Consider the following 26440-nt stretch of genomic DNA (forward strand, 5'->3'; position numbering starts at 1 on the left):
ACTGACAGTCAACAGATTTCCGGGAATTACGGCTTGTCCGCCGAATCCACCAGATGTTCGAAGGCACGCAGGTTCTTCAGCGATTCCCCGCGCGAGACACGCCACTTCCATTCCTTGCGAATGGATTCGGCGAAACCGAGTTCGAGCAGCACATTGAAGTCGGCGTCGACGGCCTCGAGGATCTGGCCGAACACCCGATCGAGCTCGTCGGCGGTGACGGCGTGCGTGGCGATCCGGCCGACCAGGTAGATGTCGCCGACCCGATCGAGGGTGTAGGCCACGCCGTAGAGCCTGCGGTTGCGCCGCAGCAGGAATTTGTAGACGCCCTCGAAGTTCTCGTCGGGCTTGCGGCAGACGAACGACTCGATGCGCAACCCGTGCTTGCCGACGGTCAGCATCACCGTGGTCTCGAGCTTGCGCTCACCGGGGAGGATGACGACGAACGTCTCTTCACCCGAGCGGGTGTACTCGATCTCCCTGTCGCGCAGCGTGGCATCGATCAGCTGCGCGGTTGCCTGCGCCTCGCTCATCGACGTACTCCCGTCCTGCGCCGCCACAGCGCGCGTGATCTGGCCTGGTTCGGTTCCAGGTTAATGCGATCACCGGGTGCCCCTTCGCGCGCGTCGTCACGCACCATGCCGTGGGCGACCGGATCCCCGATCACCCGGCCGGAACGCCGACCTGCCCGCTCGTCCCGGAAATCGGTCAGCGCGGCGGAGTAGCTGGCGAGCAGGCCGTCGGCGGTGTGCTCCCAGGAGAAGTTCGCCGCGTGTTCGACCGCGCGGGTGCTCATCCGATGCAGCCGCTCGGGGTTGTCGAGCAGATAGCCGAGGGCGCCTGCCCAGTCCGGCGTCCGGTGACCTGGCACCAGCAAGCCGGATTCGCCGTGCCGGACGGCGGTGCCGAGCCCGCCGACATCGGCGGCGAGCACCGGGGTGCCGCTGGCCTGCGCCTCGATCGCGACCAGCCCGAAGGATTCGTTGTAGCTCGGCACCGCGACCACGTCGGCGGCTCGGTAGACGAGGACCAGCCGGTCCGGCGGCTGTGGCGGCAGGAAGGTGACGCGGTCGGCGATGCCGAGCGCGGCCGCGAGTTCGATCAACGCGTCCGGCCTGGCCAGGCCGGTGCCGGACGGACCGCCGACGATGAGGACCCGCAGCCGGTGCCCCGGCGCGGTGCGCAACAGTTCGGCTGCGGCGCGGACAAGCACGTCGGGGGCCTTGAGCGGCTGGATCCGGCCGACGAACGCGACGACCTGCTCGTCCGCGGACAATCCGAGCGCTGCCCTTGCCGCCGCCTTGTCGCCGGGCTGGTAGCGGATCAGGTCAGCGCCGGGCGGCACCACATCGATGCGCTCGGGCTGCGCGCCGTACAGGTCGACGAGCTGACGCGCCTCGTCCATGGTGTTGGCGACCAGCCGATCGGCCTCGGCGATCACCTGTTTCTCGCCGATCTCGCGAGTCAGCGGCTCCGGCGAATCGCCATCGGCGAGCGCGGCGTTCTTCACGGCGGCCAGCGTGTGCGCGGTGTGCACCAGCGGCACCCGCCAGCGATCCCTGGCCAGCCAGCCGACCTGACCGGACAGCCAGTAGTGCGAGTGCACCAGGTCGTAGTGGCCGGGCAGATGCCTGGCCTCCTGACGCAACACTTCGGCGGTGAACGGGCAGAGTTGAGTGGGCAGGTCGTGCTTGTCCAAGCCCTCGAACGGGCCTGCCACCACATTGCGGACCAGCACGCCTGGGCCCGCCTCTTGCACGGGCGGCAGGTTGGAGGAGGTGGCCCTGGTGAAGATCTCCACCTCGGTGCCGCGGCGAGCCAGCTGGAGCGCGGTCTGCAGCACGTAGACGTTCATGCCGCCCGCGTCGCCGGTGCCCGGTTGAGCCAGTGGTGAGGTATGCACCGAGAGGACGGCGACACGGTTCGGTCGTAGGTCCAGGCGTTGACTCACAGTATCCATAGTGCACGGTGGATTCCCGCCGCCGATGCGCTCACCCCGGCAAGTGAGAGCTATCACAGGCGTTCGGTGACCATGCTCACCCGGCCGCGCCGCCCGTACCTGGGACGACCCGAGACCAGCTGCCGGAACGCGCGATGGTCTGAAATCACAGACTGTCCGCGAACATCCCGATCTCGGTGACGAAGCGGGCGCGGTCCTCGAGGAACAGGCCGTGCTTGGCGCCCTCCCAGAACGACGCGCGCGCGTCCGGGACGGCCTCGTAGATGAACCTGGCGTTCTCGATCGGGACAACCTGGTCGTCGGTGCCGTGCAGGACCAGCACCGGAATATCCAGTGCGCGAAGGGTTTCGGTGTTGTCGACGGTGCGATAGAACAGCGCCTTGCGCACCGAGGGCGCGGTGGCGAGGCTGGTGCCGAACAGCCGCTGGGCGTCGGCGCCCTTGTCCGCGCCTGGGCCGGTGTTCGCGTTGCCGAAGGCACCGAACGCACGCACCGCGCGACCCGCGCTCTCCTCGAAGACGCCGGGAATCGCCGCCTGCATCGCCGGGCCGGTCGACCCGCCGGGCACGCCGCGCCCGATATTCGCCGTCGCGCCGGTGAAGACGACGCCGGCGATCGCGCCGGTGCCGTAGGCGGTCAGGTAGTCGCTGAGCACGATGCCGCCGTAGGACCAGCCGAGCAGGATCGCGTCGGACTCGATGCCCTCGGCCGCCAGCACCGCGGCGACGTCGGCGGCCCAGTTCTTCGGATCGTCGTAGCCTGCCGCGGGCGCATCGGAGTAGCCGTGGCCGCGCAGGTCGACGGCGAGCACCCGGAACCGGGCGGCGAGGTCGTCGGCCGCCCGCCCCCAGCAGCGCAGGTTCGCCGCCCAGCCGTGCAGCAACACCAGCGGGCGAGCCTCGGCCGGGCCGGTGACCCGATAGACGATGTTCGTGCCATCAGCGCTCACCACGTCCCGTACAGCCATGGGATCAGGCTAGCGGTGATCCGGGCAACAGCCCGCTGGTGTTGCGGCACCTAGGATCGGGGCCATGAGCAATCGCACCGCTGTCGTCACCGGGGCCAGCTCCGGTATCGGTGAAGCCACCGCCCGGGAACTGGCCAAACAGGGCTACCACGTCTATGTCGGCGCCCGCAGGCTCGATCGCCTGCAGCGCGTCGCCGACGAGATCGGCGGCACCGCACTGGAACTCGATGTGACCTCGGACGATTCGGTGCGCGCCTTCGCCGAGGCGATCGAGCGCGCCGACGTGCTCGTCAACAACGCGGGCGGCGCCAAGGGACTCGCGCCGGTCGCCGAGGCCGACCTGGACGACTGGCGCTGGATGTGGGAGACCAATGTCCTTGGCACGCTGCGCATCACGAAGGCGCTGCTGCCGAAGTTGATCGCGTCGGGTGACGGGCTGATCGTCACCATCACCTCGGTGGCCGCGTTCGTCGCCTACGACAACGGTGCGGGCTACACCTCGGCCAAGCACGCCCAGGCGGTGCTGCACCGCACGCTGCGCGGGGAGCTGCTCGGCCAGCCGGTGCGGTTGACCGAAATCGCGCCTGGCGCAGTGGAAACCGAGTTCTCGCTGGTCCGGTTCAACGGGGACGAAGAGCGCGCGGCCAAGGTGTACGAGGGCATCGACCCGTTGGTCGCGCAGGACATCGCGGAGGTCATCGGGTTCGTCGCGTCGCGGCCCTCGCACGTGAATCTCGATCAGATCATCATCAAGCCGCGTGATCAGGCCGACGCCGGCCGGTTCGCGCGCCGCGGCTGATCAGCCATGGCCGCAAGACATTTCCCGAGCCCGACCGGAGATTAGCTGAACGGTAGCCCGTTCCGCGCCGGTCCACCGAGCCCTTTACCATCTGAACTTTGACCTTTGTCTAGTTGAGATCGGAGTTTCTACTCATGCTCAAGGGGTTCAAAGACTTCCTGATGCGCGGGAACGTTATCGATTTGGCGGTTGCTGTCGTCATGGGCACGGCCTTTACCGCCGTAGTCACCGCGGTGACCAAGGGGATCATCAATCCCCTGCTCGCGGTGTTCGGCAGCACGAATGAGCTCGGCCTCGGCGTGCAACTGGTCGCGGGCAAACCGGCCACCTTCATCGCGGTCGGCCCGATCATCACCGCGCTCATCGACTTCATCATGGTCGCGGCCGTGCTCTATTTCGTGCTGATGGTGCCGATGAAGACGCTCAAGAACCGCTTCGGCACCACCAAGGCGGCCGAGCCGACCGAGACCGAACTGCTCATCGAGATCCGCGACCTGCTCGCCGAACGGCACGAGGCCGTGCGCGCCCAGCAGGCCGCCGACCGCGCCGTCGAACGCGAGGCCGAAGCGGATTCGGTCGGCCGCTAGGCGAATTGACCGGCAGTGGTGGGCAATTCGCCCCGAATGCCCGAGTTCCTCGGTCGCCGCGCCCGATCGGTCAGCGCCCGCCCGCAGGCTGCGGCGGCACCGGGGTGGCCGTCACCACCTGCGAGGGTGCGCCCTTCAGCGCGGACATGGTCGTCCAGGTGTTCCAGTCGATGGTCCAGTCGTAGAGGTCGCCGTCGGCCGCCGACAACGGGATCGAGGTGCCGACCACCTCGACCGGATCGCCGTAGAGGGCGGTCGGGAAGTAGGCCTGCGCATCGCCGGGCGAGAGGTTGATGCAGCCGTTGGTGACGTTCGCGGAGCCCTGGGCGGCCACGGATTCCGGGTTGGCGTGGATGAATTCGCCGTTGTTGGAGATGCGGACGGCCCAGCGTTCCCGAACATTCTCGTAGAACGGCGGATTGGTCATCATGAAGTCTTCGTACTTCTCGGTCACCACGTGCACGCCGGAGCGGGTCACGTTGCGCGGCTCGTTGCCCTCGCCGTAGCTGACCGCGAAATCGAAGACGGTCCGGCCGTCACGGACCACCTGCATCCGGTGGCTCGGCGCGTTCGCCTTGACGATCTGGCTGCGGCCGATGCGGAAATCCGTTGTCAGATCGGAGTATCCGTAGTTGCCGTTGCCCAGATCGAGCCCGTAGAGCTTGGCCGACACGTGCACGGTGGTGCCGGGCACCCAGTAATTCTTGGGCCGCCAATGCAATCGGGAGCCGTTGTCGTCCGGGAACCAGGCCCACGCGCCCTCGGTGGGCGGGTCGGTGGTGATGCTCAGCGCCTTCTCCACTGCCGACTTGTTCTGCACGGAAGTCTTGAACTGCAGGATGATCGGCGCGGCGATGCCGACCTCCTGGTTGTCGGCGATGTTGACGGTCGCCGGGACGGCGTTCTTCGGCGCGAGCGTCGTGAACGTGCCGTCGATCGGGACGGGCTTGCCGTCGGTGCCGATCGCGGTGCCCGACCAGCTGTACTTCGCGTTGTAGCCGAGCGGCTCGGTGATCGTGTACCGGCGCTTGTCCGGCGACAGCTCGCCTGCTACCTGCTTGCCGTTGGTGTTGGTCAGCGCGACCTGGTCGATGGTGCCGTTGCCGACGGTCACCGAGACCGGTGCGGTCGGGTTGACGTCGGCGGCCGCGTTGTCCGGCGCCAGCTCGACCTTGGCGACGGGTGCTTGCGTCGAGGAGGTCTTGGCGCCACCGTTGTCGCTGCCACAGCCTGCCACGAGGGCGACAAGGGCGACCACGACCAACAGCACGGCAGAGACGGCGGCGACCGGTCTGCGAATCACTAGACGGTTGCTCACGTCTTCGAATTTACGCGGGCAAACTCGTTCGGTCGGCTCACGAAGTGTGTGGTGTCGGTTTCACCTGGCAGAGCGTGACACCAATCGTGACAGGTTCCGGCTCGAGGTGGATGCCGAAGCGCTCGGCCACTCCGTCGCGCACCGTCCGCGCGAGCGCAACCACGTCGGCGGCGGTCGCGGTGCCGCGATTCGTCAGCGCGAGAGTGTGTTTCGTGGACAGCCGGGCCGGGGCGTCCTGGCCGGGAAAGCCTTTCGCGAAACCGGCCCGCTCGATCAGCCAGCCCGCGGAGAACTTGACCCCGTTCGGGTCGGGGTAGGTCGGAACCGTGACATCACCCACATATGCGGCGATCGCGGCATGCACCGCGGGGACGCGCTCCTCGGGGACGATCGGGTTGGTGAAGAAGGAACCCGCGCTCCAGGTGTCGTGATCGGCGGGGTCGAGGACCATGCCCTTGCCCGCGCGCAGCCGCAGCACGGCCTCGCGTACCTCGGCTGCCGGGCGGGATTCGCCGCTTGCCGCGCCGAGCGTGGCCGCCAGCTCGCCGTAGCGCAGCGGGGCGCTCGCACCGCTCGGGTCGAGCGCGAACTCGACCGCGAGCACCAGCGCGTCGTCGCGATGCTTGAGAACGCTGGTGCGGTAACCGAACCCGAGTTCAGCTGGCTCGACCCAGCGGATCTCGCCGGTCGCCCGATCGAGCAGTTGCACCTGACGCAACAGGTTCGCCACTTCCGCGCCGTACGCGCCGACGTTCTGCACCGGCGTCGCGCCCGCCGAACCCGGGATGCCGGACAGACATTCGAGACCGCCGAGCCCGGCCGCCACCGTCGCCGCGACCACCTCGTCCCAGTTCGCGCCCGCTTCGGCGCGCACCCCGTCCGCACCGAGCTCGACACCGGTCGTGGCAACTCGCACCACCACACCGTCGAAGCCGTCGTCCCCGATCAACAGGTTGGAACCACCCGCGATCAACAGCACGGGAATTTCGGCCGCGTCCAGCGCACCGACCGTGTCCACCAGCACTTCGGTCGTCGCACATTCGGCGACCAGCGCGGGGCCGCCGACCCGCAGCGTGGTCAGCTCCGCCAGCGGCACCGATGCGTGGATCCGGGCGCCGGTGGCGGCCAGCACTTCCGACGGCACCACACGTGAAGTTCGCACAGGCAGACGGTAGCGTGTCCGACCATGGCTACACCGCTGGCGTACACGGCCCGCTACTCGCATCCTGCTGCCGCCGTGCGCGCGGCCTTCGCGAACGACCAGTACTGGAAAGACCGCGTCGCGGAGGTCGGCGGGCCGAATGCCCGGCTCGATTCAGTGACGGTCGACGGCGATCAGATCCGGGTCGAACTGGTGCAGGCCATCGCCGCCGAGCTGCTGCCCGCCGCGATCACCGCGGTGCGCCCCGGCGACCTGATCATCCCGCGCGTCGAAATCTGGAACGGCGACTCGGCCACCTTCGACGCCCGCGTCGACGGCGCGCCCGCCGAGGTGCGCGGCACCATCACGCTGACCGACGACGGCGCGAGCTCGACCGCGGCCGCCAACGGCTCCATCGAGGTCAAGATTCCGCTCTTCGGCGGCAAGATCGAAGCCGCGATCGCCGAGCACCTGACCGAGGTGCTGAAGAACGAGGAAGAGTTCACCAACACCTGGCTGGCCGCACACTGATCCGATAGTGGCGCTGCGTGTCGTCGAACACGCAGCGCCGCAACTGTTGGCGGCACAACGCCGAAGGCGCTGCCGTTGCGGCACACCCCTCCCAGTAACCTCTTGGTGCATGGCCCGTCGACTGGATTACTCCGCTCGCTACCCGCTGCATACCACCAAGGAGCTGTATGCGGCGCTGTCCAACCGCGACTACTGGGACGCGCGGATGGCCGAGATGTTGAAGTATTCACCCGGGAACGAGGTCGCGCACCTGGAAGCCGGTGACGGCGGCGTCGACATCGAGCTGCACCACATCCTGCCGCGCGAGATGTTGCCCGAGATCGCGCAGGCCGTGATGCGCAAGGACATGGTGATCACCCGCAAGGAAACGTGGGGGCCGTTCGACGCCGAGGAGATCACCGGAAAGTACTCGGCGTCCATCCCGGCCGGGCCGGGCAGCCTCGGCGGCACCATCCGCCTGTTCCCCACCGAAACCGGCTGCACGATGCGTTTCTCCTCGGAGGCGAAGGTTTTCATCCCGATGGTCGGCCCGCGCTTGGAGCAGCTGATGCTGGTGAACCTGATCGATCTGTTCCGCGCCGAGGCCGAATTCACCGCACAGTGGCTCGACGACCACCACCCCACCAGCTGACCAAGCCGGTCGGTGCCATCACCCGCGGCACCACCGGTGTCAATCGGTTGCGCCGCAGCGACCGCTGGTTGGTGCACGACCAGCTGGTCACCGCCCGCCTGTGCGCGGCAGCCGATCCACTCATCGTCGACCTCGGGTACGGCGCAAGCCCGTGGACCACACTGGAATTGGCGGCGCGGCTGCGCACCGTGCGACCGGATGTCCGGGTCGTCGGGCTGGAGATCGATCCGGACCGGGTGGTGCCCGGCCGCGACGGCGTCAGCTTCGCGCGCGGCGGTTTCGAATTGGCCGGGCTGCGACCGGTGCTGGTGCGCGCGTTCAACGTGTTGCGCCAATATCCGGAAGCGGCGGTGCCCGAAGCATGGTCGACCATCCTGTCCGGCCTTGCGCCGGACGGCTTGCTGGTCGACGGCACCTGTGACGAGCTCGGCCGCCGCTGCGCCTGGATTCTGCTCGATCGAGCAGGGCCGCGCTCGCTCACCATGGCCTGGGACCCGTTCACCGTCGCGCAGCCCTCCGACATCGCCGAGCGACTACCGAAAGCCCTGATCCACCACAACATTCCGGGCGAACCGATCCACACCCTGCTCACCGCGGCAGACCGGGCCTGGTCGCACGCCGCCCCGCTCGCGCCGTTCGGCCCACGGGTCCGCTGGCGCGCCGCCGCGGAATCCCTACGCCGCGAAGGCTTTCCACTCCGCCCGTACCGCCGCCGCATGCGCGACTGCGTGCTCTCGGTGCCATGGGCCACCGTCGCCCCACGCTGACGTCACAGCGATTCCGCACGCCGCACAGCACGTCCCGATGCTGTGCGACGTGCGCATCCGCTATGACCAGAGGACTTATGCGCCTGCGAGCGCGCGATAGAGGCGCGAGGCCGCGCGCGCGGGTAGTCGCTTACCGGCGTAACGGATTTCGGCGCTGGTGCAGCGGTTGATGGCGATCGCGTCGGCGATCACCTCGTCCAGCGCGGGCTGGCCGATGTCGGCCTCGGCGAGGTCGAGCACCGTGCGCAGCGGGGTCGTCACCAGGAACGGACCGGCCGACTCGATCTCGGCGCCGATCAGCGAACGCCGCAGCACCACCAGTCGCGGCGTCACCGGCGGGCGCCCCGAGCCCACCGACAGGTGCAGGAAGCGCGGCTGCAACCGCCCGATGCCGTGCAACTCGGCGGCGCTGTGATGCGAGACCGCCGCGGCGCCGTCGAACCAGGCCGCCCACATGGCGTATTCGTCGAGCGGACCCGGCTGCCATTCGGCCAGGCGAAGCATGCCGACACCCGCCCTGGTCACCGAGCCGTCGCCGAGCGCGACGCGCACGCGTGCCTCGCATCGGGTGCGCAAGACCTGCCTGGTGGTGAAGAACCCCGCATGACGACCGGCCAATCGGCGCAGCACGCGCCACCCGTGTTCCGCGGATTCGAGCGCTCGGCCCGCCGCATCGCCAGCCATGCGCACCAGGCTACGCCCGATTCTTGTGTCAGACGTCACAATCAATCGTGCGGCCTCAACCGCTCGGCAGGCAGCCATCCCCTCAGCGACCCCACAGAGCTGGCACAGAAACGTACGGAAGAATCGCCCCATGTCTACGAAGCCTCCGTCCACCCTGACGATCAACCGGCGGGCCCTGCTGATCGCCCTGACCGTGGTGTCGATCCTGCTCGCCACGGTTCTGGTCGGCGGTGAGGCGTACGCCAGACACATCGTGTCCCGCTGTGTCAGTACGCAATTCGAGAAGGAGATGGGCTCGAAGATCGACGTGAGCTTCGGCGCGAAGCCGATGCTGATCACCTGGCTCGACGGCAAGCTGTCGAGCATCAGGGTGGACAGCGACGACACCAAGTTCGGCCCGGCCGTCGGCATGGTGGTGCACTCGAAGTTCAACGATGTCGAGGTCATCGACAACGGGCGTGGCGGCGGGGTGATCGGCAGCTCCTCCGCCGACGTCACCTGGAGCAACGACGGCATCCGGCAGACACTCGGCGGCCTGGTGCGCGACGTGAAATCGTCGGCCGCGTCGAACATGCTGACCTTGGACGTGCTCGGCGGGCTGGCCCAGCTGCAGGTGCAGCCGGTCATCAAGAACGGTGTCATCGAGGTGGAGACGATGTCCGCGCAGCTGCTCGGCTTGGGTCTGCCCACCGACCTGGTGCAGGGCATCGTCGAGGTGTTCAGCAAGAGCCTGCAGAACTACCCGTACGGGATGCAGCCGACCGAGGTGAAGGTCACCGACGCGGGCATCGCCGTCAAGCTGAAAGGCGGCCGCGCCGAGCTCCCGGCGGCCACTGACGGCACCGACGCGACCTGCTCCTGAAACAGCTGGGAATCCAGCGGCATTCGCCTATCGCACCCGCAGATCACCTGGTGGCGCTGCGCATTCACCGGAATGCGCCGCGCAACCAGGTGAATCGCGTTGTCGCTCAGGCGGGAAACCCGTCGAGCACCGTCCGCGACTTGGACAGGCCGAGCCGTGTCGCGCCCGCCGCGATCAACTCCGCCGCGGCCTCCGCCGTCCGGATACCACCGCTGGCCTTGATGCCGAGCTTGCCGCCGACCGTCGCCGCCATCAGCTCGATCGCGTGCACGCTCGCCCCACCTGCGGGATGAAATCCGGTGGAGGTCTTCACGAAATCGGCGCCTGCGCGTTCGGCCGCCCGGCAGACCTCGACGATCGCCGCATCCGACAGCGCCGCCGATTCGATGATCACCTTGAGCAGCGCCCTGTCCCCGGTCGCTTCGCGCACCGTGATGATGTCGGTGAGCACCGCGTTGTAATCGCCTGCCACCGCCGCACCGACATCGATCACCATGTCCACCTCGGCGGCGCCCTGCTCGACCGCGAGCCGCGCCTCGGCGCCCTTCACCAGCGAATGATGTTTGCCCGACGGGAATCCGGCGACCGTCGCCACCACGAGGCCCGGCGCGCGCACCGGAAGCATCGACGGGGAAACGCAGATCGCCAGCACCCCCAGTGCGCGAGCTTCGTCGATCAGCGCGGCGACGTCGGCTGGCGTCGCCTCCGGCGCCAGCAGCGTGTGATCGATCATGGCGGCCACTTCGGCCCTGGTCAGCGAGACAGAACGTGCCATGATCGGAAAGTCTGGCATACCACCGAGGGCTGAGCGTCAGCGCCGGAGGAGGTAGCGCAGCGTCACCACGTAGGCGCAGCGAAGCCCTCGATAAAGCTCTGTCGAATTCCGTTGCGTGCCTGGTAGCCGTCCCGCACACTCGTAGTGGTGACAGATCGGCGGTATGACGAAGCAGTCGACTGATTAACGTGTGCGGATGAGCCCTACTTCGTTCGGGAGGAGACGTCACCGTGTTGATCCGTCGCGAGCGCGCCGACGACATCGCCGCCATCGCGGCCGTCCATCGCAGTGCGTTCGGCGCGCACCACGCGGACAGTGATCTCGTCGAGCTCACCGGTGAACCGCCGGACGACGGCGGCGCCGAGCCACCCGAGGTCGATCTGGTCGCCCGGCTGCGCAGCGACGATGGCTGGATACCGACCCTCTCGATGGTCGCGATCGAATACGACACGGTGATCGGCCACATCTGCCTGACCAGGGCCGCCGTCGGTCCGTTCCCGGTGCTCGCGCTCGGCCCGGTCGGCGTGCTGGCCGAACATCAGCGCACCGGCGTCGGTTCGGCCTTGATGCACGCGGCCCTCGGCGCCGCCGACGCGCTCGACGAACCCCTCGTCGGCCTGCTCGGCCATCTCGATTACTACCCCAAGTTCGGCTTCGTGCCCGCCGCCCGCCTCGGCATCACCCCGAACGACCCGTCCTGGATCTCGCACTTCCAGGTCCGCCAGCTCAGCGCCTACGAATCCCAGATCACCGGCGAATTCCGCTACGCAGAACCGTTTTACGACCTCTGAACCTCGCGCGCCGGGCGTCTGCCACGCCGCGCGGCGCACGAGCAGCAAACCTCCTGGTCCTTCGTTCAGCACCGCCTGGGAGGATGGGCGGATGAGTTCTGCCTCCTCCGATGACCGCCGATTCGTGCTAACCCTCGGGTGCCCGGACCGACCGGGCATCATTGCCGGGATCACCTCGTTCATCGCGGGGTTCGGCGGGTCGATCGTGGAGGCGGGATACCACTCGGACACCGAAACAGGGTGGTTCTTCACCAGGCAGGCGATCAAAGCCGCGACGGTCCCGTTCGGGATCGCGGAGCTGCGCGACCGATTTGCCGCGGTCGCCGCCGAATTGGGGCCGGAAACCGAATGGCAGCTGCTCGATTCGGGAGCGCGCCGCCGGGCCGTGCTGCTGGTCAGCAAGGACGGGCATTGCCTGCACGACCTGCTCGGGCGCGCGACCAGCGGCGAACTACCCGCCACCATCGAGGCGGTGATCGGCAACCACCCCGATCTGGCCGAGATGACCGAGGCACACGGCGTGAAGTTCCATCACGTGCCGTTCCCGAAGGACCCGGCCGAGCGCGGCGCCGCCTTCGACGAGGTGCGCGCGCTGGTCGACGCGCACGATCCGCATGCGGTGGTGCTCGCCCGATTCATGCAGGTGCTGCCGCCGGAACTGTGCGCGCACTGGGCGGGCAAGGCGCTCAACATCCATCACAGTTTCCTGCCGTCGTTCGTCGGCGCCCGCCCGTATCACCAGGCGTTCGCGCGCGGCGTGAAGCTGATCGGCGCCACCTGCCACTACGTCACGGCAGAGCTGGACGCAGGCCCGATCATCGAGCAGGACGTGAGCCGCATCGATCACGCCGACGACGTGCGCGACATGGTCCGTCAGGGCCGCGACATCGAACGGGTGGTGCTGGCCCGCGGCCTGCGCTGGCATCTAGAGGGCCGGGTGCTCGTACATGGCCGCCGCACAGTCGTGTTCACCTGACCCGCGGTCAGGTCCCCACTCAACCCGCGATGTCGGCGCGCGGACGCACCACCGAGTCGAGCACGTGCCGCAGTTCCTCGTTGAACCGCTCGTACGCTTCGGTGTTGCCCATGTGCCCGGTCGGCAGGATCGCATACCGCGCGAGACTTCCGGTCTCCCTGAGCATCTCGACGATCCGCTCCGAATGCGCAACGGGCGTCATGTCATCGAACGCGCCGGCAAGCACGGTGGTGGGCACCACCAGGTTTCGCGCGGACTGGCCGACGTCCATCGCAGCGAGCAGGCGCCCGAAGGCGGCCCGCACCACGGCCGGACACGACCGGATGATGTTCAAGTTGAAGTCGAGCAGATCGCCCGTGGCCGAGCTGGTCAGGATCTGCCGCGCGACCACCCAGCGCACCGGCGCGATGGGCGGGAAGACCATCGGCGCGCCGAGGCCGAAGCGCCCGAGCAGGAACGGCAACGGCACCTTCAGCTGCAGCAGCCGCAGCGGCCGGTTGAACAACGGCACCACGGTGGTCTCGAAGATCAGCCGGTCTGCCGCGGTGTTGGTCAGCAGCACCGCGCTCGCCTGCTTGGCGACCTGGTCCGGGTAGCGGCCTGCCCAGGCTTGCAGCGTCATGCCGCCGAGGCTGTGGCCGACCAGCACGGCCCGCTGGCCTGGACGCAGCGTCGCCTCGAGCACGGCGGCCAGATCGTCGGCGAGCAGGTCCATGGTCAGCGGGGAGAATCCGCGTTCGCTCTCGCCGTGACCGCGCTGGTCGTAGGCGATCACCCGGTAGTCCCCCGCGAACGCGTTGATCTGGGGGTTCCAGTATTCGATGCTGCAGGTCCAGCCGTGCACCAGCACGAGCACCGGGCGGTCGGTGGGTCCGTAGGCGTGCGTCCGCAGCCGGGTCCCGTCCCTCGTGATCACCTGGATCACCTCGTGCGGGACGGTCGGCGGGTTGAACGCCGCGGTCTCATAAGTACGAGCCCGCAGGTTCGCGCGGTGTGCGTCGAGCAGTCCCCGGACTTGTTCCGGCAGGTTCACCAACGCAGACGGCAGCATTGCACGCATCGGACACTCCTTTGTGTTACTGCTCGATACAGTAACTCCGATTCGCGCTGCTTGCTAGTGCCTGGGCTAGGCACTCGGGGCAAGCACTAAGAAGTTATCGAGAATTCGGCGGCTACCAGCGCGGACCGCGCTGAATCTCGTCCACCTTCGGCCGTACGTCGGCCAGATAGACCCCCGTCGCGATGATCGCGATGAACGACAGCAGGCCGAGACCGGCGGGCGAGAGCAGCAGCAGCAACACCGCGACCCCGAGGATCGCCAGCCAGATCGGCTTGGTCAGCTTGTCCACCGCGGTGAAGGCGTCCGAACGCTGACGGACGGCATGAATCAGCGCGAAGATCGTCGCGCCCAACGCCACCAGCCACAGGACGAGCATGATCATCCCGGTCAATCCGTGCACCATGTTCACCTCACCCATCATACGAGCAACGCCCCCGCACACCAGAGTGTGCGAGGGCGTTCCCGGATCGTTCACCAATAGCCTTGCGGCCCTTGTGAATCAGCATTCAGTCGGCGGATCAAGCCTTCTTCGGCGCGGCCTTCTTGGCGGGGGCCTTCTTGGCAGGCGCCTTCTTGGCGGCAGGCGCGGCGGGCGCGGCGGGCGCGGCGGCGCCGTTCTCCTCGGCCGACGGCTCGGTCTCGGTGGTCACCGTGACGACCTCGGCGTCGACGACCGGCTCCTCGACCTCGTCCTCGACCTTGGCCGGACGGCCGAGCAGGCCGTTGACCCGGCCGAGCACATCCTCGGCGCGGCTCACGGCGTCGGTGTACAGGCTCTCGACGCGCTCGATCTGCTCCTCGACCAGGTGGTTGGCGCGCAGCCGCTCCACGGTCTCCTCGCCGCGAACGGCGAGATCGGCGTAGAGGTCGAGCACCTGGTGGTAGTACTTGTCGGCGAGCGTGCGCAGCTCCTCGGGGGTGAACTTCTCGCGCAGCGCGGCGAGGTCCTCCGGCAGTTCCGAGGGCAGTCCGGCCAGCCGCTCGCGCAGCGTCTCGAACTGGGCCTGCACGTCGGCGGGCACGTTGGCGAAGCGCTCGCGCGCCTCTTCGACCCGAGCGGAGACGTCGGTCGACGCGGCGCGCTCACGCACCTGGGTGACGACATCGGTGACGGCGGAGTAGATCGTGTCGCCCGCACCAACGGTGGCGAGCAGCGGCTTGGTCACCGGCTTGGACACGGCGGTCTTGGTTTCGGTCTCGGTCGGGTTGATCTCTGTCATGGTTCTTCGTTCTCCTGGCGTGGCGGAGTTTCAGTTGGTGTGCTCGGAACGGCGCTGTCCCCGTGTCCCCCCGGCTCGTTCCCTCCGTTTTCCCGGCGAAACGATTCATAGATTTCGAGCAACACCTGCTTCTGCCGTTCACTGATCGATGTGTCGGCAAGCAGGGCGTCCCGGACCGGGCTGTGTGGCCGCTGTTCGAGATAGCCGGCCCGGACGTACAACACCTCCGAAGACACCCGCAGTGCCTTGGCGATCTGCGCGAGTACCTCGGCGGATGGATTGCGCAATCCGCGCTCGATCTGGCTGAGGTACGGATTGCTCACTCCCGCAAGGGTGGCGAGCTGGCGCAGCGAGACTTGCGCGGCCTCTCGCTGTGCCCTGATGAAGCCTCCGATGTCATGCGCCGCGTTCACCACGCGGGCCGCTTTTTCTCCGACGCCGGTCGATTGCTCGGCCGAACTGTCGGGGTACTCAGCGGAAACCTCGGGTTGGTCTGCCATCACTCACCTTCTGGCGGTTGTACGAGTTCAATTCTAGGACAGGGTGCTAACTATTGCAAGCAGTCTGTTAGCAGCCCCTCGGCAAACATTCGGCGCGCTGCGCCTCAGCCGCCGAACATCAACTGCGAAATTGTGTAGATCGCCAGGCCCGCAAGCGAACCGACGACCGTTCCATTGATTCTGATGAATTGCAGATCCCGGCCTACCTGCAATTCGATCTTCTTGCTCGCCTCGTCGGCATCCCACCTGGCAACCGTGTCGGTGACCAGCGTCGAGATCTCCCCCGCGTAGTTCTGCACGAGATACCTTGCCCCCCGGTCGATCCAGCCGTCGACCTTGGCTCGCATGTCGGCGTCGTCGCGCAGCCGTTCGCCGAGTTGCTGCACGTTCTCGCCGACCTTACGCCGCAGCGCGCTGTTGGGATCATCGGCCGAATCCAAGATCATTTGTTTGGCCGCGCGCCAGGTCGCCTCGGCCATGCCGGTGATCTCGTCGCGGCCCATGATCTGGGACTTGATCCGTTCCGCCTTCTTGATCATGGCGTCGTCGTGCTGCAGGTCCTCCGCGAATTCCTGGAGGAACCGATTCGCCGCGAGCCGCACCTCGTGCTCGGGGTTGGACCTGACCTTCCAGGTGAACTCGACCAGCTCCCGATAGATGCGCTCGGAAAGCAAAATGTTGACGAATTTCGGGGCCCACTGCGGTGCATCCCGCAAAACGATCCGGTCGATCGTCTCCTGGGAACCCAACGCCCACTGATGCGCTCGCTCGGCAAGCATGTCGATCAGCGGCAGCTGCCGGTTGTCGGCAAGCAGCTCGGCAAGCACCCGCCCGATCGGCGGACCCCAGAGCGGTTCGGCGATCCGCTTGATGATCGTCTGGTCGATGATCTGCTCGACGTCCTCGTCGCGCAGCACCCCGACCACCGCCCGCAGCAGGGTCGAACTCTCCTCGGCGACCCGCGCCGCGTGCACCGGGTCGGCCATCCACCGACCGACCCGCCAGGAGATCTGCGCGGAGTTCACCTTCGCCGCAACCACGTCCGGCGACAGGAAGTTCGTGCCGACGAAGGCGCCGAGACTCTCGCCGAGCTGATCCTTCTTCTTGCGGATGATCGCGGTGTGCGGAATGGGCAGGCCGAGCGGGTGCCGGAACAGCGCGGTGACCGCGAACCAGTCGGCCAGCGCGCCGACCATGCCCGCCTCGGACGCGGCGCGCAGGTAGTCGACCCAGGCCCCGCCGGTGCCACGCGATTCCATCCAGCGACAGAACAGATAGATCGCCGTCGCCAGCGCAAGCAACCCGGTGGCCAGCGTCTTCATCCGCCACAGGTCGCGCCGTTTAGCCGTCTCGTCCAGCACGGAGGCGAAGCCGAGTGGCGCGGCCGCGGGCGGCGCCGGTGGCGTTTCCAGGACCGCGATGTTGCCGGGAGCTTTCTCCATGCCTCCCATTCTGCTGTGTGCGCTGCCGCATGCACGTCAAGCACCGAAGTTGTGCAACCCGTCGCATCGGGACCCAAACGCGCATATCACCGGCGGCCGGGACCTAAGCTGGTGGCACCAAGGGGGAACCGAACTAACGAGGGAGCTCACGCTGTCCACCGATGACCTTGTCGACGTCGGCGAACTTGCCGATCGACCGGCGGCGGTGCGCACCGGCCGACAGGATGGCCGCAAACGCCGATGGCGCCAGCACAAGATCGACCGCCGCGAGGAACTCGTCGACGGCACTCTTGCCGCTGTGCGAGCCCGCGGCAGCAACGCGGGGATGGACGAGATCGCCGCCGAGATCGGCGTCTCCAAAACCGTGCTCTACCGGTACTTCTCCGATAAGAACGACCTGGTCCACGCGACCATGCAGCGGTTCATCGAGACCACGCTGATGCCGAGGGTCTACGGCGCGATCAGCCTCGACGCCGACGAGTATCAGCTGGTTCGCACGGCGCTCGGCGAATACGTCGGCACCGTCGACGAGGACCCCGAGGTCTATCGCTTCATCATGGGCAACGGCTCGGCCGACCAGTCCTCGCTCGCCGAGTTCGAGAAGCTGTTCGCCGAGGTGGTCGCCGCCGTCATCATCGACCGCGCGACGGCGAAGGGCATCCTGACCGATGGCGTCGCGCTGTGCTCCTACGTGCTGGTCGGCGGCATTCAGCTGGCCACGCACTGGTGGACGACGAACAAGACGATGACTCGCGACGAGGTGATCGACTACCTCACCATGATGACGTGGAGCGCCATCGAAGGGATGGCGGGCGCCGGTGGCTCGCGCGAGGTGTTCAACGCACAACCGCATGTGCTGCCCGCTCCGGGCATGAACTCGGCAAACTGATCGATCGCCACGGACTCCCCTGGCGCTAGCTCGGGTGCTAGCAAAAGTATGACGAGGGTCTCGACATTGTCGCGGGGTTGGCTACTCTGAACGCGAGCGGTGCGCCGAGTGGGCTGCGTCACCGCCCCGCGCGCCGGCACCAATGGAGGTACCTCGATGGCGAAGCAAGTACCGACCTCCCGGCTTGCTCGTGGCACCAAGCTGGGTGCTGTCGCGGCCAGCTCGGTGATCCGCACGCAACGCGCCAGGCTGTCGATGCGCGGCAGATCCGAGGCCGTGCGCGCGAAGATGGCCGAGGAGTCCATGATTCGCACCACCGAGCAGGTGGTGATGGTGCTCGGCACCATGAAGGGCGTCGCCATGAAGCTCGGGCAGATGATGTCCGTGCTCGACATGGATCTGGTACCCGAGTCGCATCGGGAACGGTTCCAGAAGCGCCTCGCTGTGCTGCGCAACGCGGCGCCGACGGTCTCGTTCGCCGCGATGCGCCAGGTGATCGAGGACGATTTCGGCCAGCCGCTCGACACCATCTTCGCCGAATTCGAGGCAGAGCCGATCGCGGCCGCCTCGATCGGGCAGGTCTATCGGGGCAGGCTGCACGACGGGCGGCAGGTCGCGGTGAAGGTGCAGTACCCGGGCATCGACGCCGCGGTGCGCGCGGACCTGAAGAACCTGGCCATGTTTCGCAGGGTGCTGCAGTCGGCGATGCCGTGGGTGACCCCCGCGGTGCTGGACGAGCTGCGGCTCAACATGGAGAGCGAACTCGACTATCAGGCCGAGGCGAACACCCAGCTACAGATCGCCGAGCTCTACGCGGGCCATCCGTTCATCGTGGTGCCGCGCTCGATGCCGGAACTCAGCACCACCCGGGTGCTCGTCAGCGAATACGTGGCAGGCAAGGGATTCGAGGAAATCCGTGAGCTGCCGGACGCGGACCGCGACCGGATCGGCGAGATCATCTATCGCTTCTACGTCGGCTCGCTGTTCACCTTCAACGAGTTCTGCGGCGACCCGCATCCCGGCAATGTGCTGCTCGCCGCGGACGGCCGGGTCGCCTTTCTCGACTTCGGGCTGTTCAACCGGATGGATCCCGATCACGTGCAGTTCGAGCTGACCTGCCTGCGTGCGGCCGCCGAGGACCGCGCAGAAGACCTGCGCGACCTGATGATTCAGCGCGGCGTGATCGACTCGCCCGACGAGATCGGCGCCGACGAATGTCTGGAATACGTGCTTGCCGCGTCGGAATGGTGTCTGATCGACGAGGACCTGACCATCACCCCTGAGCTGGCCAGCGGCGCGTTCCTGCTCGCGGTGGACCCGAGAGCCAGCGAATTCGCGGGCATGAAGCAGCAGAACCTGCCGCCGGAGCACCTGTTCTCCCGCCGCGCCGACTTCCTCACCTTCGGCATGCTCGGCCAGCTCGGCTGCACCGCGAATTGGCATCGCATCTCGCGGGAATGGATCTACGGCGAACCGCCGGTCACCGAACTCGGCAAGGTGCACCACGCCTGGCTCGCCGACCATCCGCCCGTGGTGCCGAAGAAGTCGCGCGCCAAGGCGAAGAAACCAGCGAAAGCCGCCCAACCCGACGCGTGATCGCAGCGCTTCACCACCCCGCCGGCCTCGCCGGCTGCCGACCCCAGAACGGAAGACAATGCCAGACAATCGAGAGTTCGACCTAGTCCTCTTCGGCGCAACGGGTTTCGTCGGCAAACTCACCGCGCAGTACCTGATCGGCGCCGCACCGGCGACCGCGCGCATCGCACTGGCCGGTCGCTCGCTGGACAAGCTGACCGCGGTGCGCGACGAACTCGGCCCCGCCGCCGCGGGCTGGGGACTGGTGGTCGCCGATTCCAGCGATCAGCCCGCGCTCGATGCGCTGGCCGCACAGACCAAGGTCGTCGTCACCACCGTCGGGCCGTACCTGCGCTACGGGATGCCGCTCGTCGCCGCCTGCGCGAAGGCGGGCACGCACTACGCCGACCTGACCGGCGAACCGCTGTTCATTCGCGATGCGATCGACGGCTATCAGGAGCAGGCCGTCGAGACCGGCGCGAAGATCGTGAATTCCTGTGGGTACGACTCGATTCCGTCGGATCTCGCCGTGTACCTGCTGTACCAGCGGTCGGTGGCGGACAACACCGGTGAGCTGGAAGACACCACCATGGTCGCCGCGATCAAGGGCGGCGCCAGCGGCGGCACCATCGACTCCGGCCGGGCCATGATGGAGGCGATCGCCGCCGACCCGAAGAAGGGATCGGTGCTCGGGCACCCCTATTCGCTGAGCCCCGACAAGTCGATGGACCCCGACGTCGGCCGCCAGTCCGATCAGGCGCTCTCCCGCGCCAGCGCCATCGACCCCAGCCTCGACGGCTGGGTCAGCACCTTCATCATGGCCAGCCACAACACCAAGATCGTGCGCAGGACCAACGGCCTGCTCGGCTGGGTGTACGGCAAGAACTTCCGCTACCGCGAGGTGATGAACGCGGGCAAATCCGCGGCGGCGCCGCTGGTGGCCGCGGGCATCTCGGGCGGCATCGTGGCAGGCATGGCGGCGGGCGCGGTGCTGTCCCGGGTCTCGCTCGGGCGCAAGCTGCTGGACCGGGTGCTGCCGAAGCCGGGCACCGGGCCGAGCGAAAAGGCCCGCGACAGTGGGTGGTTCACCCACAAGACGTTCGCGCACACCTCGTCCGGCGCGAAGTACGTCGCGACCTTCGCCGCCAAGGGCGATCCCGGCTACAAGGCGACCGCGGTGCTGCTGGGCGAGAGCGGGCTGTGCCTGGCCTTCGACACCGACAAGCAGCCGGAGCTGGCGGGCATTCTCACGCCTGCGGCGGCGATGGGTGACGCGCTGACCGCGCGGTTGCGGGCGGCGGGGATGACGATCGAGGTCGCACGGGCCTGACCATGAACCTGGCGCGACGCACGATGAATCACCCTGCGCTGGCCGCGGTGTACGAGCGGGCATGGCGACCGACGCTGTTCTATCTGGCCAGTGGGCGCACGACAACGTCCGACCGCCGTGACGCAGTGCGCGCACTGCGGTTGGACGGCGCGCAGCGAGTGCTCGATATCGCCTGCGGGCCAGGCAATTTCACCCGTCACCTCAGCGACGCATTGACCGACGGCGGTTACGCCATCGGTCTCGACTATTCGGAGCCGATGCTGGCCCGTGCGGTCGCCGACAATGCGGGGCCACGCGTCGGATACCTGCGCGGCGACGCGCGAGTGCTCCCGTTCGCCGACGGCACCTTCGACGCGGTGTGCTGCTTCGGCGCGCTGTATCTGATCCCCGATCCGATCGCCGCGACCCGGGAAATGATCAGGGTGCTCGCGCCGGGCGGGCGCATCGCCATCACGACAAGCTATCGCGCAGACTCCCCGTTCGGCGCGGTCAGCCGGGTCTTCGGCGGCCGAATCGGGTTGCGCGTCTTCGACGATCGGACCTTTCCCGAGCTCTTCGCGGCATCGGGATTGGTCGACGTCGAACAGGACGTGCACCGGTTGCTGCAGTACGTCAGCGCCACCAGGCCTGCGTAGCCGGGGAGCTGCGATCCGGCGCTGCCGCCGCCACGCCGTCGATGCGAAAAGGTTCGAGTCGGAAACGTTCTTTCCCCTGGCCGGGATAACTCTTGTGACAGATCCAGACCGTACTTGTGCCACCACCATTCGCCGTGGTGGCACCGTCGTGTGCTGCCCGAATCGAATCGGCGGCCGCGGGGAGCGCAGGCGACGAAGAGGGAGCACCCGTGCGGCGTTTCATGATGACGACGGCCATGGTTGTGGCAGCCGCGGTTTCATCCCTACCCGGCGCGGCGGCCGAACCAGCACCCGACCCGGGGTGGTTGCAGACCAACCTCGACTACCTGGTGCGGACGCTCGGCGTTCCCGGCGCACAGCTGGTGGTCAGCGGCGACGGCGGGAACACCGAAATCGACAGCGGGATCGGCGATCTCGGCACCGGCGGCGCGTTCCCCGGCAATGCCCAAGTGCGGATCGCCAGCAATACCAAGACTTTCGTCTCGACCGTGCTGCTCCAGCTGGTCGCCGAGGGGCTGGTCGATCTGGACAGCCCAGTCGAGCAGTATCTTCCGGGTCTGGTCCGCGGGCCAGGTGGCGACGGAAACCGGATCACCGTGCGAAATCTGTTGCAGCACTCCAGCGGAATTCCCGACTATTTCTCGTACCTGAGCCTGGAATCCCTTGCCGACCTGCAGCGTCCTCGCTCGGCGGACGAGTTGATCCGGCTCGCGCTCGACCAGCCCGCCGAGTTCGATCCCGGCACGAGCACCGGCTACTCCAACACCGGATATCTGCTGGCGGGCAAGGTGATCGAACAGGTGACGGGTCGCCCGGTCGGCCTCGAGGTCACCCGCCGCATCCTGCTGCCGCTCGGGCTGCACGAGACCTACTGGCCACTGTTTCCCTTGGAGAACACCCTCCGGGCGCCGCATCCCCGGGCCTATCACAACTTCGGCGGCGGCCTTATCGACGTCGCCGATATCGATCCGGGCTGGGGCCTTTCCGACGGCGCGATGGTCTCGACCGGCGCCGACCTGAACCGATTCTTCCTGGCGCTGCTCTCCGGAAGGGTGCTGCCGCCCGCGCAATTGGCGCAGATGCAGCACATCGTGCCCTCCGGCGACCCGTTGCGCGGCGACGACTTCGGCCTCGGCCTGTTCCATCGCACCAACGCCTGCGGCATGGAGGTCTGGAGTCACGGCGGAGCCATGCACGGCTTCCTAGTCCTCGAGGCCGCCGCCGCGGGGCGCGCGGTCACCGTGAGCATGAACCAGCTCCCCGACCCGGTGACCACCGTCATGTCTCAGGCCGACATGAACGCCGTCATCGACGCCGCGCTGTGCCGTAACTAGCGGGCGCTGCCGGTGAACGGGCGCACGTTGCGGCGTGCTTCGCAGGCGGCCCGGTCGGCGTCGGGACGGTCCTCGCCGGACCGGGCGCAGCCCTGGTCGGTGTAGCCCCACCGGTCGTAACCCCAGCGGTCATAACCGAATCGGTTGTACCCCGCACGGTCGTACCCTGCGCGGTCGTACCCGAAGTGGTCGAAGCCGGAACGGTCGTACCCGGAACGGTCGTAACCGGAACGGTCGTAACCGGCGCGGTCGAAACCGGAACGGTCGTAGCCGAACGAGTCGTAGCCGTCGGGACCGTAGGGATCCCACGGCGGCGGCGGTGTGGTGGTGGGCGGGGTCGTCACCGGCGGGGTCGTCACCGGCGGGGTCGTCACGGGTGGGGTCGTCACGGGTGGGATGGTCACCGGCGGCGTGGTGACGGGTGGAATTGTGGTCGGCGGGGCAATGGTCGCAGGCGGCGCCGGGGTGACAGGTGCGGCCGAGCTCGGCTCGGCGAACGCCGTCGTGACAAGGGCGGCGGGACCGAGCACCAACGCACCGGCCGCGGCGGACACCATGATCAGCCGCCCTGCTTTGCTCCCCTGTCTACTCCACTGCCGCATCATCGAACTCCATCTCGAACAAGAGGCGCATCCAGCACACGCCCGCCTCCCGTATCGAAAAAATGTCGGAATTCGGTACGGACAGTGAGAAAATCGACACATTCGCGCCAAGCGAATGAATCGGTCAGCGCGCGTCCGCGCGGTCGACGGTTGCCGAGATCTGAGCGACCAGGCGCCAAGGGCGTTCCGTATCAGTGGTCGCCTTGCCGCTGGTCAGGATCGCGCCCGCGAGGCCGCGCGCCTGATCGGACCAGCCGTACTGGGTGGTCAAGCCGCTGCGGCCGAAATGCGACTGCGTGTTGCTGCCGAACTTCGACCTGCGGCCGCCGAGTTCGAAGCCGGCCCGGCTCACCCGCCCCGCCAAGCCGGGGATCCGGTTCGCCGGTTGCACTGCGTCATGCAGCGTGCTCGTCCGCATGATCCGCACCCCGTCGAGTTCGCCACCGCGCGTGAGGATCTCGTAGAACCGGGACAGTTCGTAGGCCGTTGTCACGAGGTTGCCCGACGGCAGTTCGGCGGCGAGGAAGGCCCGGGTCTTGTCCGGCGACACCGCGCCACCCATGCCGCCGCCAAGTGCCTTGCGCGCCAAAAACTTCGACACCCGAGACGGACCAGGCCCGGTCTTCACCCCGGCCACCACCTTGTCCACGTCCTCGGGGCGCACACCGAAGTTGGTCCAGCGGAACCCCAGCGGCTCGAGCACCTGCTCGGACAGGTGGTCGCGCATCGGTTTTCCGGTCGCCCGCTGCACCAGCAGCCGTTGGATCAGCCCGCTGGTCAACGCGTGGTAGATCCGGAATCGACCTGGCGGCCAGCTCGGCCGTAGTTCGGCCAACGCGCGCACCGCCAATTCCTCGTCGACCGTCACGTCGAAGCCCCGATACGGCGGCGTCATGAACGGCACCCCCGCGGAATGCGACAGCACGTGGCCGATCGTGATCGCGTCCTTGCCGTGTGCCGCGAACTCCGGAATGTAGGTGCACACCGGATCGTCGAGACCGAACGCGCCCTGCTCGATGAGCATGAACATCAGCGTCGCGGCAACGCCTTTCGCCGTGGAGAACCCACAGAACGGGGTTTCCGGCGTAGCGAGCACCCGCTCGGCGTCCGGCGCGTCCCCCGGCGCATTCCCCCAGCCATGCCCGATGCTCCGGTTCAGCACGATCTTCCCGTTGCGCCGCAGACACACTTGAATGGCGGGGCTGGTCCCCAGCCGATACCAGGCGAGCACCGACTCCCACAGCGCCTCGACGTCCCCCGCGGTCAATCCGGCGGCGGCCGCCTCGTCCTCGCGCCCCACCGTCGTCACCGAGCCCAAATCCTCGGCGACCGTCACCAATGTTGCAGGTAGTGCGCTCACCAGGCCAGCATAACGAGCAGCAGCCCGCGGCAGGCTCGACGAGCGGTCAGGCGGCGACCCACCGCCGGATCGCGTCGATCGTGGTTTCCGGCGAGCTGTTGAACGCGTAGCGAATCCCCGGCGACAGCTCCGCGATGGTGTTGATCAGCCGCTCGAACAGCAGGGTGTGCTCCGGCATCATCCGGACCCCGCCACCGATCATCGCCAGCCCGAACGTCTGCTCGGCCAACTGTGCGCGCACCGCCGCGTCGGCCGCGTCGGGATCGGTCGGCACCAGACAGGTCACCACGTCGAGCCCAGCGGCACGCAACGCGGCATTGCCCGCTTCGATTCGCGCGGTCATCGTCGCGAGGTCGAGATCGGGAATCTTGCTGTAGTCGATGGTGCTCGGATGCAATCCGATCGACAACACTGTGGTCTGCGCAGGCAATGTCACGCCACCATTCTGCCCGCGTCGGTTGCCAGCGCCCCCAGCGCTTTTCAGCGCGGTGGCCAGCGGCGCGATCGTGCCCCACATCACAGGGTGCCCGCGTCGTCAAGCGGCGCACAGTATCCGTTACCGCCCGGTAGAGTGCGCATCCGAATGCTGCGGCACGGGAGTGGACCGAACAGAGGGGGTTTCCCAGATGGCGGTACCGGACACCGGGCAGGGCACCGCACGACTGCTGTACGCGGCGGCGATCGGCGAGGGTGGGGGCACGCCTTTCGAATTGGCCGCCGATGTGGCCGACAACCTCGCGGCCGCCTGCGACAAGCTGGTCGAGGACCTGCACAACGCCATGGCCACCGGACATCTGGTGACCGACGTGACCGGCTTCCCGAATCTTCCTACCGGACAAGGCCTTACCCGCGGATTCAGCGACAAGGGCAGACAGTACCTCGACACCCTCGCGGCCTTCCAGGAAACCGCGCTGCTGTTCAAAGCCGCGTATCTGGCTGCGGGCAAACGCTTTGCCGACGCCGAGGCCGCGCACAAGGCGGCCATCGACCTCGTCGCCGAGCACCTGTCCGTGCCTGCCAGGGTCGCGCCGGACAGCGACGGCTGAGGCACCGGCGATGGCAGACTCCGCGGCCAGGGCGGCGGCCGACAGCATCCGCCGGGAGCTGGCCGGACTGCGCACCGGCGCAACCGATCCCGCGTACGCGCCGGATCGGGAACGCTTCGGCTCCTACAGTCACCAGGAGATCTGGGAGCTGGTCCACGAGGTGCTCGATCCGGCCGCACTCGGCCACGTCGCCGCCGCATGGCAGGCGAACGCGAGCGCGGTCGCCGAAGCGTTCCAAGCCTTTTCCGATGCCGCCAACCGGGAATTCGCCCGCTGGTCGGGCCGCACCGCCGATGCCGCGACGCGTGCCACCAGAGAGTTCGCCTCGTCCGGTGCGGAAGCACACGATGTATGCCGCGCGGTCGCGCGCCTGATGGAGTTGAATTGCGATGCCGCGCAGACTATCCGGGGAGCCATCCCACCTATCGAGCCGTACCGTCCACTCGAAGACGCTGCCGCAGAGGCGGTATACGGTGGCAAGCGCCGGATGGAGCACGACAGCGCGGCGGCCGCGGTCGAAGCCGACGTGCGAGACACCATGACCTACGTCTACACCCCCACCATGCCCGCCTCCGGCGACCGGGTGCCGAGCTTCGTCCCCTCCGCGGATGGAGTCACTCAGCTGCCACCCGCGGGCAACGGGGGCGGCACACAGTGAAGT

At 67.7% G+C, this 26440-nt stretch carries 30 protein-coding genes; 15 read left to right on the forward strand and 15 right to left on the reverse strand.

Features of this window, described 5'->3' with window-relative positions; genetic code table 11:
* Positions 1 to 26 precede the first annotated feature (26 nt).
* From ACGFNJ_RS01030 to ACGFNJ_RS01040, 3 genes are all read right to left on the reverse strand, one after another.
* Entirely contained in the window at positions 27 to 530 is a 504-nt protein-coding gene (locus ACGFNJ_RS01030; RefSeq protein WP_393442013.1) for a YbjN domain-containing protein, read from the reverse strand.
* On the reverse strand, positions 527 to 1957 hold the full coding sequence (mshA, locus tag ACGFNJ_RS01035) for a D-inositol-3-phosphate glycosyltransferase (RefSeq protein WP_393442015.1): 1431 nt from the start codon (positions 1955 to 1957) through the stop codon (positions 527 to 529). Before mshA ends, ACGFNJ_RS01030 begins: the two co-directional genes overlap by 4 nt.
* Positions 1958 to 2102: 145 nt before the next feature.
* Complete coding sequence (locus ACGFNJ_RS01040; RefSeq protein WP_393442018.1) at positions 2103 to 2924, reverse strand: alpha/beta fold hydrolase; 822 nt, start codon at positions 2922 to 2924, stop codon at positions 2103 to 2105.
* Between the two features lie 64 nt (positions 2925 to 2988).
* Between ACGFNJ_RS01040 and ACGFNJ_RS01045 the strand changes: the two genes are divergently transcribed.
* Together ACGFNJ_RS01045 and mscL are read left to right on the forward strand one after the other, a co-directional pair.
* Positions 2989 to 3723: an SDR family NAD(P)-dependent oxidoreductase gene (locus ACGFNJ_RS01045; RefSeq protein WP_393442020.1), complete on the forward strand. Its 735-nt coding sequence runs from the start codon at positions 2989 to 2991 to the stop codon at positions 3721 to 3723.
* A gap of 134 nt (positions 3724 to 3857) precedes the next feature.
* A complete protein-coding gene (mscL, locus tag ACGFNJ_RS01050) occupies positions 3858 to 4310 on the forward strand; it encodes a large conductance mechanosensitive channel protein MscL (protein WP_393443686.1) in 453 nt (150 codons plus the stop codon).
* Positions 4311 to 4380: 70 nt separating this feature from the next.
* Here the strand turns inward: mscL and ACGFNJ_RS01055 are convergent, their stop codons facing one another.
* Both ACGFNJ_RS01055 and ACGFNJ_RS01060 read right to left on the reverse strand, forming a co-directional pair.
* Complete coding sequence (locus ACGFNJ_RS01055) at positions 4381 to 5613, reverse strand: Ig-like domain-containing protein (RefSeq protein ID WP_393443688.1); 1233 nt, start codon at positions 5611 to 5613, stop codon at positions 4381 to 4383.
* A 52-nt stretch (positions 5614 to 5665) separates the two neighbouring features.
* Positions 5666 to 6775, reverse strand: a complete 1110-nt coding sequence (locus tag ACGFNJ_RS01060; protein WP_393443690.1) for a UDP-N-acetylmuramate dehydrogenase — start codon at positions 6773 to 6775, stop codon at positions 5666 to 5668.
* Positions 6776 to 6814: 39 nt separating this feature from the next.
* Here ACGFNJ_RS01060 and ACGFNJ_RS01065 point away from each other — a divergent pair, with 39 nt between their 5' ends.
* The 3 genes from ACGFNJ_RS01065 (at position 6815) to ACGFNJ_RS01075 (ending at position 8698) form a co-directional block, all read left to right on the forward strand.
* Positions 6815 to 7300: a DUF2505 domain-containing protein gene (locus ACGFNJ_RS01065; RefSeq protein ID WP_393442022.1), complete on the forward strand. Its 486-nt coding sequence runs from the start codon at positions 6815 to 6817 to the stop codon at positions 7298 to 7300.
* Between the two features lie 109 nt (positions 7301 to 7409).
* On the forward strand, positions 7410 to 7931 hold the full coding sequence (locus tag ACGFNJ_RS01070; protein WP_393442024.1) for a DUF2505 domain-containing protein: 522 nt from the start codon (positions 7410 to 7412) through the stop codon (positions 7929 to 7931).
* Positions 7901 to 8698: a class I SAM-dependent methyltransferase gene (locus ACGFNJ_RS01075; RefSeq protein WP_393442026.1), complete on the forward strand. Its 798-nt coding sequence runs from the start codon at positions 7901 to 7903 to the stop codon at positions 8696 to 8698. Before ACGFNJ_RS01070 ends, ACGFNJ_RS01075 begins: the two co-directional genes overlap by 31 nt.
* Before the next feature lie 75 nt (positions 8699 to 8773).
* On the opposite strand, the gene ACGFNJ_RS01080 is transcribed toward ACGFNJ_RS01075, so the two are convergent.
* A complete protein-coding gene (locus tag ACGFNJ_RS01080; protein ID WP_393442028.1) occupies positions 8774 to 9382 on the reverse strand; it encodes a hypothetical protein in 609 nt (202 codons plus the stop codon).
* 130 nt (positions 9383 to 9512) lie between these two features.
* Here ACGFNJ_RS01080 and ACGFNJ_RS01085 point away from each other — a divergent pair, with 130 nt between their 5' ends.
* Entirely contained in the window at positions 9513 to 10244 is a 732-nt protein-coding gene (locus tag ACGFNJ_RS01085) for a DUF2993 domain-containing protein (RefSeq protein WP_393442030.1), read from the forward strand.
* Between the two features lie 106 nt (positions 10245 to 10350).
* On the opposite strand, the gene deoC is transcribed toward ACGFNJ_RS01085, so the two are convergent.
* Positions 10351 to 11019, reverse strand: coding sequence for a deoxyribose-phosphate aldolase (deoC, locus tag ACGFNJ_RS01090; RefSeq protein ID WP_069160650.1), 669 nt, complete (start codon positions 11017 to 11019; stop codon positions 10351 to 10353).
* A gap of 230 nt (positions 11020 to 11249) precedes the next feature.
* Here deoC and ACGFNJ_RS01095 point away from each other — a divergent pair, with 230 nt between their 5' ends.
* On the forward strand, positions 11250 to 11810 hold the full coding sequence (locus tag ACGFNJ_RS01095; protein WP_393442032.1) for a GNAT family N-acetyltransferase: 561 nt from the start codon (positions 11250 to 11252) through the stop codon (positions 11808 to 11810).
* Positions 11811 to 11901: 91 nt separating this feature from the next.
* A complete protein-coding gene (purU, locus tag ACGFNJ_RS01100) occupies positions 11902 to 12786 on the forward strand; it encodes a formyltetrahydrofolate deformylase (RefSeq protein WP_393442035.1) in 885 nt (294 codons plus the stop codon).
* 19 nt (positions 12787 to 12805) lie between these two features.
* On the opposite strand, the gene ACGFNJ_RS01105 is transcribed toward purU, so the two are convergent.
* From ACGFNJ_RS01105 to ACGFNJ_RS01125, 5 genes are all read right to left on the reverse strand, one after another.
* Entirely contained in the window at positions 12806 to 13846 is a 1041-nt protein-coding gene (locus tag ACGFNJ_RS01105) for an alpha/beta fold hydrolase (protein WP_393442037.1), read from the reverse strand.
* A gap of 112 nt (positions 13847 to 13958) precedes the next feature.
* Positions 13959 to 14249, reverse strand: coding sequence for a DUF2516 family protein (locus tag ACGFNJ_RS01110; RefSeq protein ID WP_393443692.1), 291 nt, complete (start codon positions 14247 to 14249; stop codon positions 13959 to 13961).
* Positions 14250 to 14364: 115 nt separating this feature from the next.
* On the reverse strand, positions 14365 to 15066 hold the full coding sequence (locus ACGFNJ_RS01115; RefSeq protein WP_393442039.1) for a heparin-binding hemagglutinin: 702 nt from the start codon (positions 15064 to 15066) through the stop codon (positions 14365 to 14367).
* On the reverse strand, positions 15063 to 15566 hold the full coding sequence (locus tag ACGFNJ_RS01120) for a helix-turn-helix domain-containing protein (RefSeq protein WP_069160654.1): 504 nt from the start codon (positions 15564 to 15566) through the stop codon (positions 15063 to 15065). The genes ACGFNJ_RS01115 and ACGFNJ_RS01120 overlap by 4 nt, the downstream gene beginning before the upstream one ends.
* Before the next feature lie 104 nt (positions 15567 to 15670).
* A complete protein-coding gene (locus tag ACGFNJ_RS01125; protein WP_393442041.1) occupies positions 15671 to 17008 on the reverse strand; it encodes a DUF445 domain-containing protein in 1338 nt (445 codons plus the stop codon).
* A gap of 205 nt (positions 17009 to 17213) precedes the next feature.
* Here ACGFNJ_RS01125 and ACGFNJ_RS01130 point away from each other — a divergent pair, with 205 nt between their 5' ends.
* The 5 genes from ACGFNJ_RS01130 to ACGFNJ_RS01150 all read left to right on the forward strand — a co-directional run bounded on the left by ACGFNJ_RS01130 (position 17214) and on the right by ACGFNJ_RS01150 (position 22771).
* Positions 17214 to 17897, forward strand: a complete 684-nt coding sequence (locus ACGFNJ_RS01130; protein ID WP_069160655.1) for a TetR/AcrR family transcriptional regulator — start codon at positions 17214 to 17216, stop codon at positions 17895 to 17897.
* A 156-nt stretch (positions 17898 to 18053) separates the two neighbouring features.
* Positions 18054 to 19493, forward strand: a complete 1440-nt coding sequence (locus tag ACGFNJ_RS01135; RefSeq protein WP_393442043.1) for an ABC1 kinase family protein — start codon at positions 18054 to 18056, stop codon at positions 19491 to 19493.
* Positions 19494 to 19551: 58 nt separating this feature from the next.
* Positions 19552 to 20802, forward strand: coding sequence for a saccharopine dehydrogenase family protein (locus tag ACGFNJ_RS01140; protein ID WP_393442045.1), 1251 nt, complete (start codon positions 19552 to 19554; stop codon positions 20800 to 20802).
* 2 nt (positions 20803 to 20804) lie between these two features.
* The gene (locus tag ACGFNJ_RS01145) at positions 20805 to 21437 is read left to right on the forward strand and encodes a class I SAM-dependent methyltransferase (RefSeq protein WP_393442047.1); all 633 of its coding nucleotides are present in this window, start codon (positions 20805 to 20807) and stop codon (positions 21435 to 21437) included.
* Between the two features lie 209 nt (positions 21438 to 21646).
* Positions 21647 to 22771, forward strand: a complete 1125-nt coding sequence (locus ACGFNJ_RS01150; protein ID WP_393442049.1) for a serine hydrolase domain-containing protein — start codon at positions 21647 to 21649, stop codon at positions 22769 to 22771.
* On the opposite strand, the gene ACGFNJ_RS01155 is transcribed toward ACGFNJ_RS01150, so the two are convergent.
* The 3 genes from ACGFNJ_RS01155 to ACGFNJ_RS01165 all read right to left on the reverse strand — a co-directional run bounded on the left by ACGFNJ_RS01155 (position 22768) and on the right by ACGFNJ_RS01165 (position 25169).
* Positions 22768 to 23376, reverse strand: coding sequence for a hypothetical protein (locus ACGFNJ_RS01155; protein ID WP_393442051.1), 609 nt, complete (start codon positions 23374 to 23376; stop codon positions 22768 to 22770). The two genes, ACGFNJ_RS01150 and ACGFNJ_RS01155, sit on opposite strands and share 4 nt — an antisense overlap.
* Before the next feature lie 121 nt (positions 23377 to 23497).
* Complete coding sequence (locus tag ACGFNJ_RS01160) at positions 23498 to 24733, reverse strand: serine hydrolase (protein ID WP_393442053.1); 1236 nt, start codon at positions 24731 to 24733, stop codon at positions 23498 to 23500.
* Positions 24734 to 24779: 46 nt separating this feature from the next.
* Positions 24780 to 25169 carry a hypothetical protein gene (locus ACGFNJ_RS01165; protein WP_393442055.1) on the reverse strand — a complete coding sequence of 130 codons (390 nt, stop codon included), beginning with the start codon at positions 25167 to 25169 and terminating at the stop codon, positions 24780 to 24782.
* Positions 25170 to 25359: 190 nt separating this feature from the next.
* On the opposite strand from ACGFNJ_RS01165, the gene ACGFNJ_RS01170 reads away from it, so the two are divergent.
* Positions 25360 to 25779, forward strand: a complete 420-nt coding sequence (locus tag ACGFNJ_RS01170; RefSeq protein WP_069160660.1) for a hypothetical protein — start codon at positions 25360 to 25362, stop codon at positions 25777 to 25779.
* Positions 25780 to 25789: 10 nt separating this feature from the next.
* Entirely contained in the window at positions 25790 to 26437 is a 648-nt protein-coding gene (locus tag ACGFNJ_RS01175; protein WP_393442058.1) for a hypothetical protein, read from the forward strand.
* The last annotated feature ends 3 nt before the right edge of the window (positions 26438 to 26440 follow it).

It is taken from the genome of Nocardia sp. NPDC049149 (assembly GCF_043197455.1).
Classification (GTDB): Bacteria; Actinomycetota; Actinomycetes; order Mycobacteriales; family Mycobacteriaceae; genus Nocardia.

Coding starts and splice junctions, on each gene's coding strand:
- ACGFNJ_RS01030 (WP_393442013.1), bottom strand. CDS start 530: ATGAGCGAGGCGCAGGCAACCGCGCAGCTGATCGATGCCACGCTGCGC.
- mshA (WP_393442015.1), bottom strand. CDS start 1,957: ATGGATACTGTGAGTCAACGCCTGGACCTACGACCGAACCGTGTCGCC.
- ACGFNJ_RS01040 (WP_393442018.1), bottom strand. CDS start 2,924: ATGGCTGTACGGGACGTGGTGAGCGCTGATGGCACGAACATCGTCTAT.
- ACGFNJ_RS01045 (WP_393442020.1), top strand. CDS start 2,989: ATGAGCAATCGCACCGCTGTCGTCACCGGGGCCAGCTCCGGTATCGGT.
- mscL (WP_393443686.1), top strand. CDS start 3,858: ATGCTCAAGGGGTTCAAAGACTTCCTGATGCGCGGGAACGTTATCGAT.
- ACGFNJ_RS01065 (WP_393442022.1), top strand. CDS start 6,815: ATGGCTACACCGCTGGCGTACACGGCCCGCTACTCGCATCCTGCTGCC.
- ACGFNJ_RS01070 (WP_393442024.1), top strand. CDS start 7,410: ATGGCCCGTCGACTGGATTACTCCGCTCGCTACCCGCTGCATACCACC.
- ACGFNJ_RS01080 (WP_393442028.1), bottom strand. CDS start 9,382: ATGGCTGGCGATGCGGCGGGCCGAGCGCTCGAATCCGCGGAACACGGG.
- ACGFNJ_RS01085 (WP_393442030.1), top strand. CDS start 9,513: ATGTCTACGAAGCCTCCGTCCACCCTGACGATCAACCGGCGGGCCCTG.
- deoC (WP_069160650.1), bottom strand. CDS start 11,019: ATGGCACGTTCTGTCTCGCTGACCAGGGCCGAAGTGGCCGCCATGATC.
- purU (WP_393442035.1), top strand. CDS start 11,902: ATGAGTTCTGCCTCCTCCGATGACCGCCGATTCGTGCTAACCCTCGGG.
- ACGFNJ_RS01105 (WP_393442037.1), bottom strand. CDS start 13,846: ATGCGTGCAATGCTGCCGTCTGCGTTGGTGAACCTGCCGGAACAAGTC.
- ACGFNJ_RS01110 (WP_393443692.1), bottom strand. CDS start 14,249: ATGGTGCACGGATTGACCGGGATGATCATGCTCGTCCTGTGGCTGGTG.
- ACGFNJ_RS01115 (WP_393442039.1), bottom strand. CDS start 15,066: ATGACAGAGATCAACCCGACCGAGACCGAAACCAAGACCGCCGTGTCC.
- ACGFNJ_RS01120 (WP_069160654.1), bottom strand. CDS start 15,566: ATGGCAGACCAACCCGAGGTTTCCGCTGAGTACCCCGACAGTTCGGCC.
- ACGFNJ_RS01125 (WP_393442041.1), bottom strand. CDS start 17,008: ATGGAGAAAGCTCCCGGCAACATCGCGGTCCTGGAAACGCCACCGGCG.
- ACGFNJ_RS01135 (WP_393442043.1), top strand. CDS start 18,054: ATGGCGAAGCAAGTACCGACCTCCCGGCTTGCTCGTGGCACCAAGCTG.
- ACGFNJ_RS01140 (WP_393442045.1), top strand. CDS start 19,552: ATGCCAGACAATCGAGAGTTCGACCTAGTCCTCTTCGGCGCAACGGGT.
- ACGFNJ_RS01145 (WP_393442047.1), top strand. CDS start 20,805: ATGAACCTGGCGCGACGCACGATGAATCACCCTGCGCTGGCCGCGGTG.
- ACGFNJ_RS01155 (WP_393442051.1), bottom strand. CDS start 23,376: ATGATGCGGCAGTGGAGTAGACAGGGGAGCAAAGCAGGGCGGCTGATC.
- ACGFNJ_RS01170 (WP_069160660.1), top strand. CDS start 25,360: ATGGCGGTACCGGACACCGGGCAGGGCACCGCACGACTGCTGTACGCG.
- ACGFNJ_RS01175 (WP_393442058.1), top strand. CDS start 25,790: ATGGCAGACTCCGCGGCCAGGGCGGCGGCCGACAGCATCCGCCGGGAG.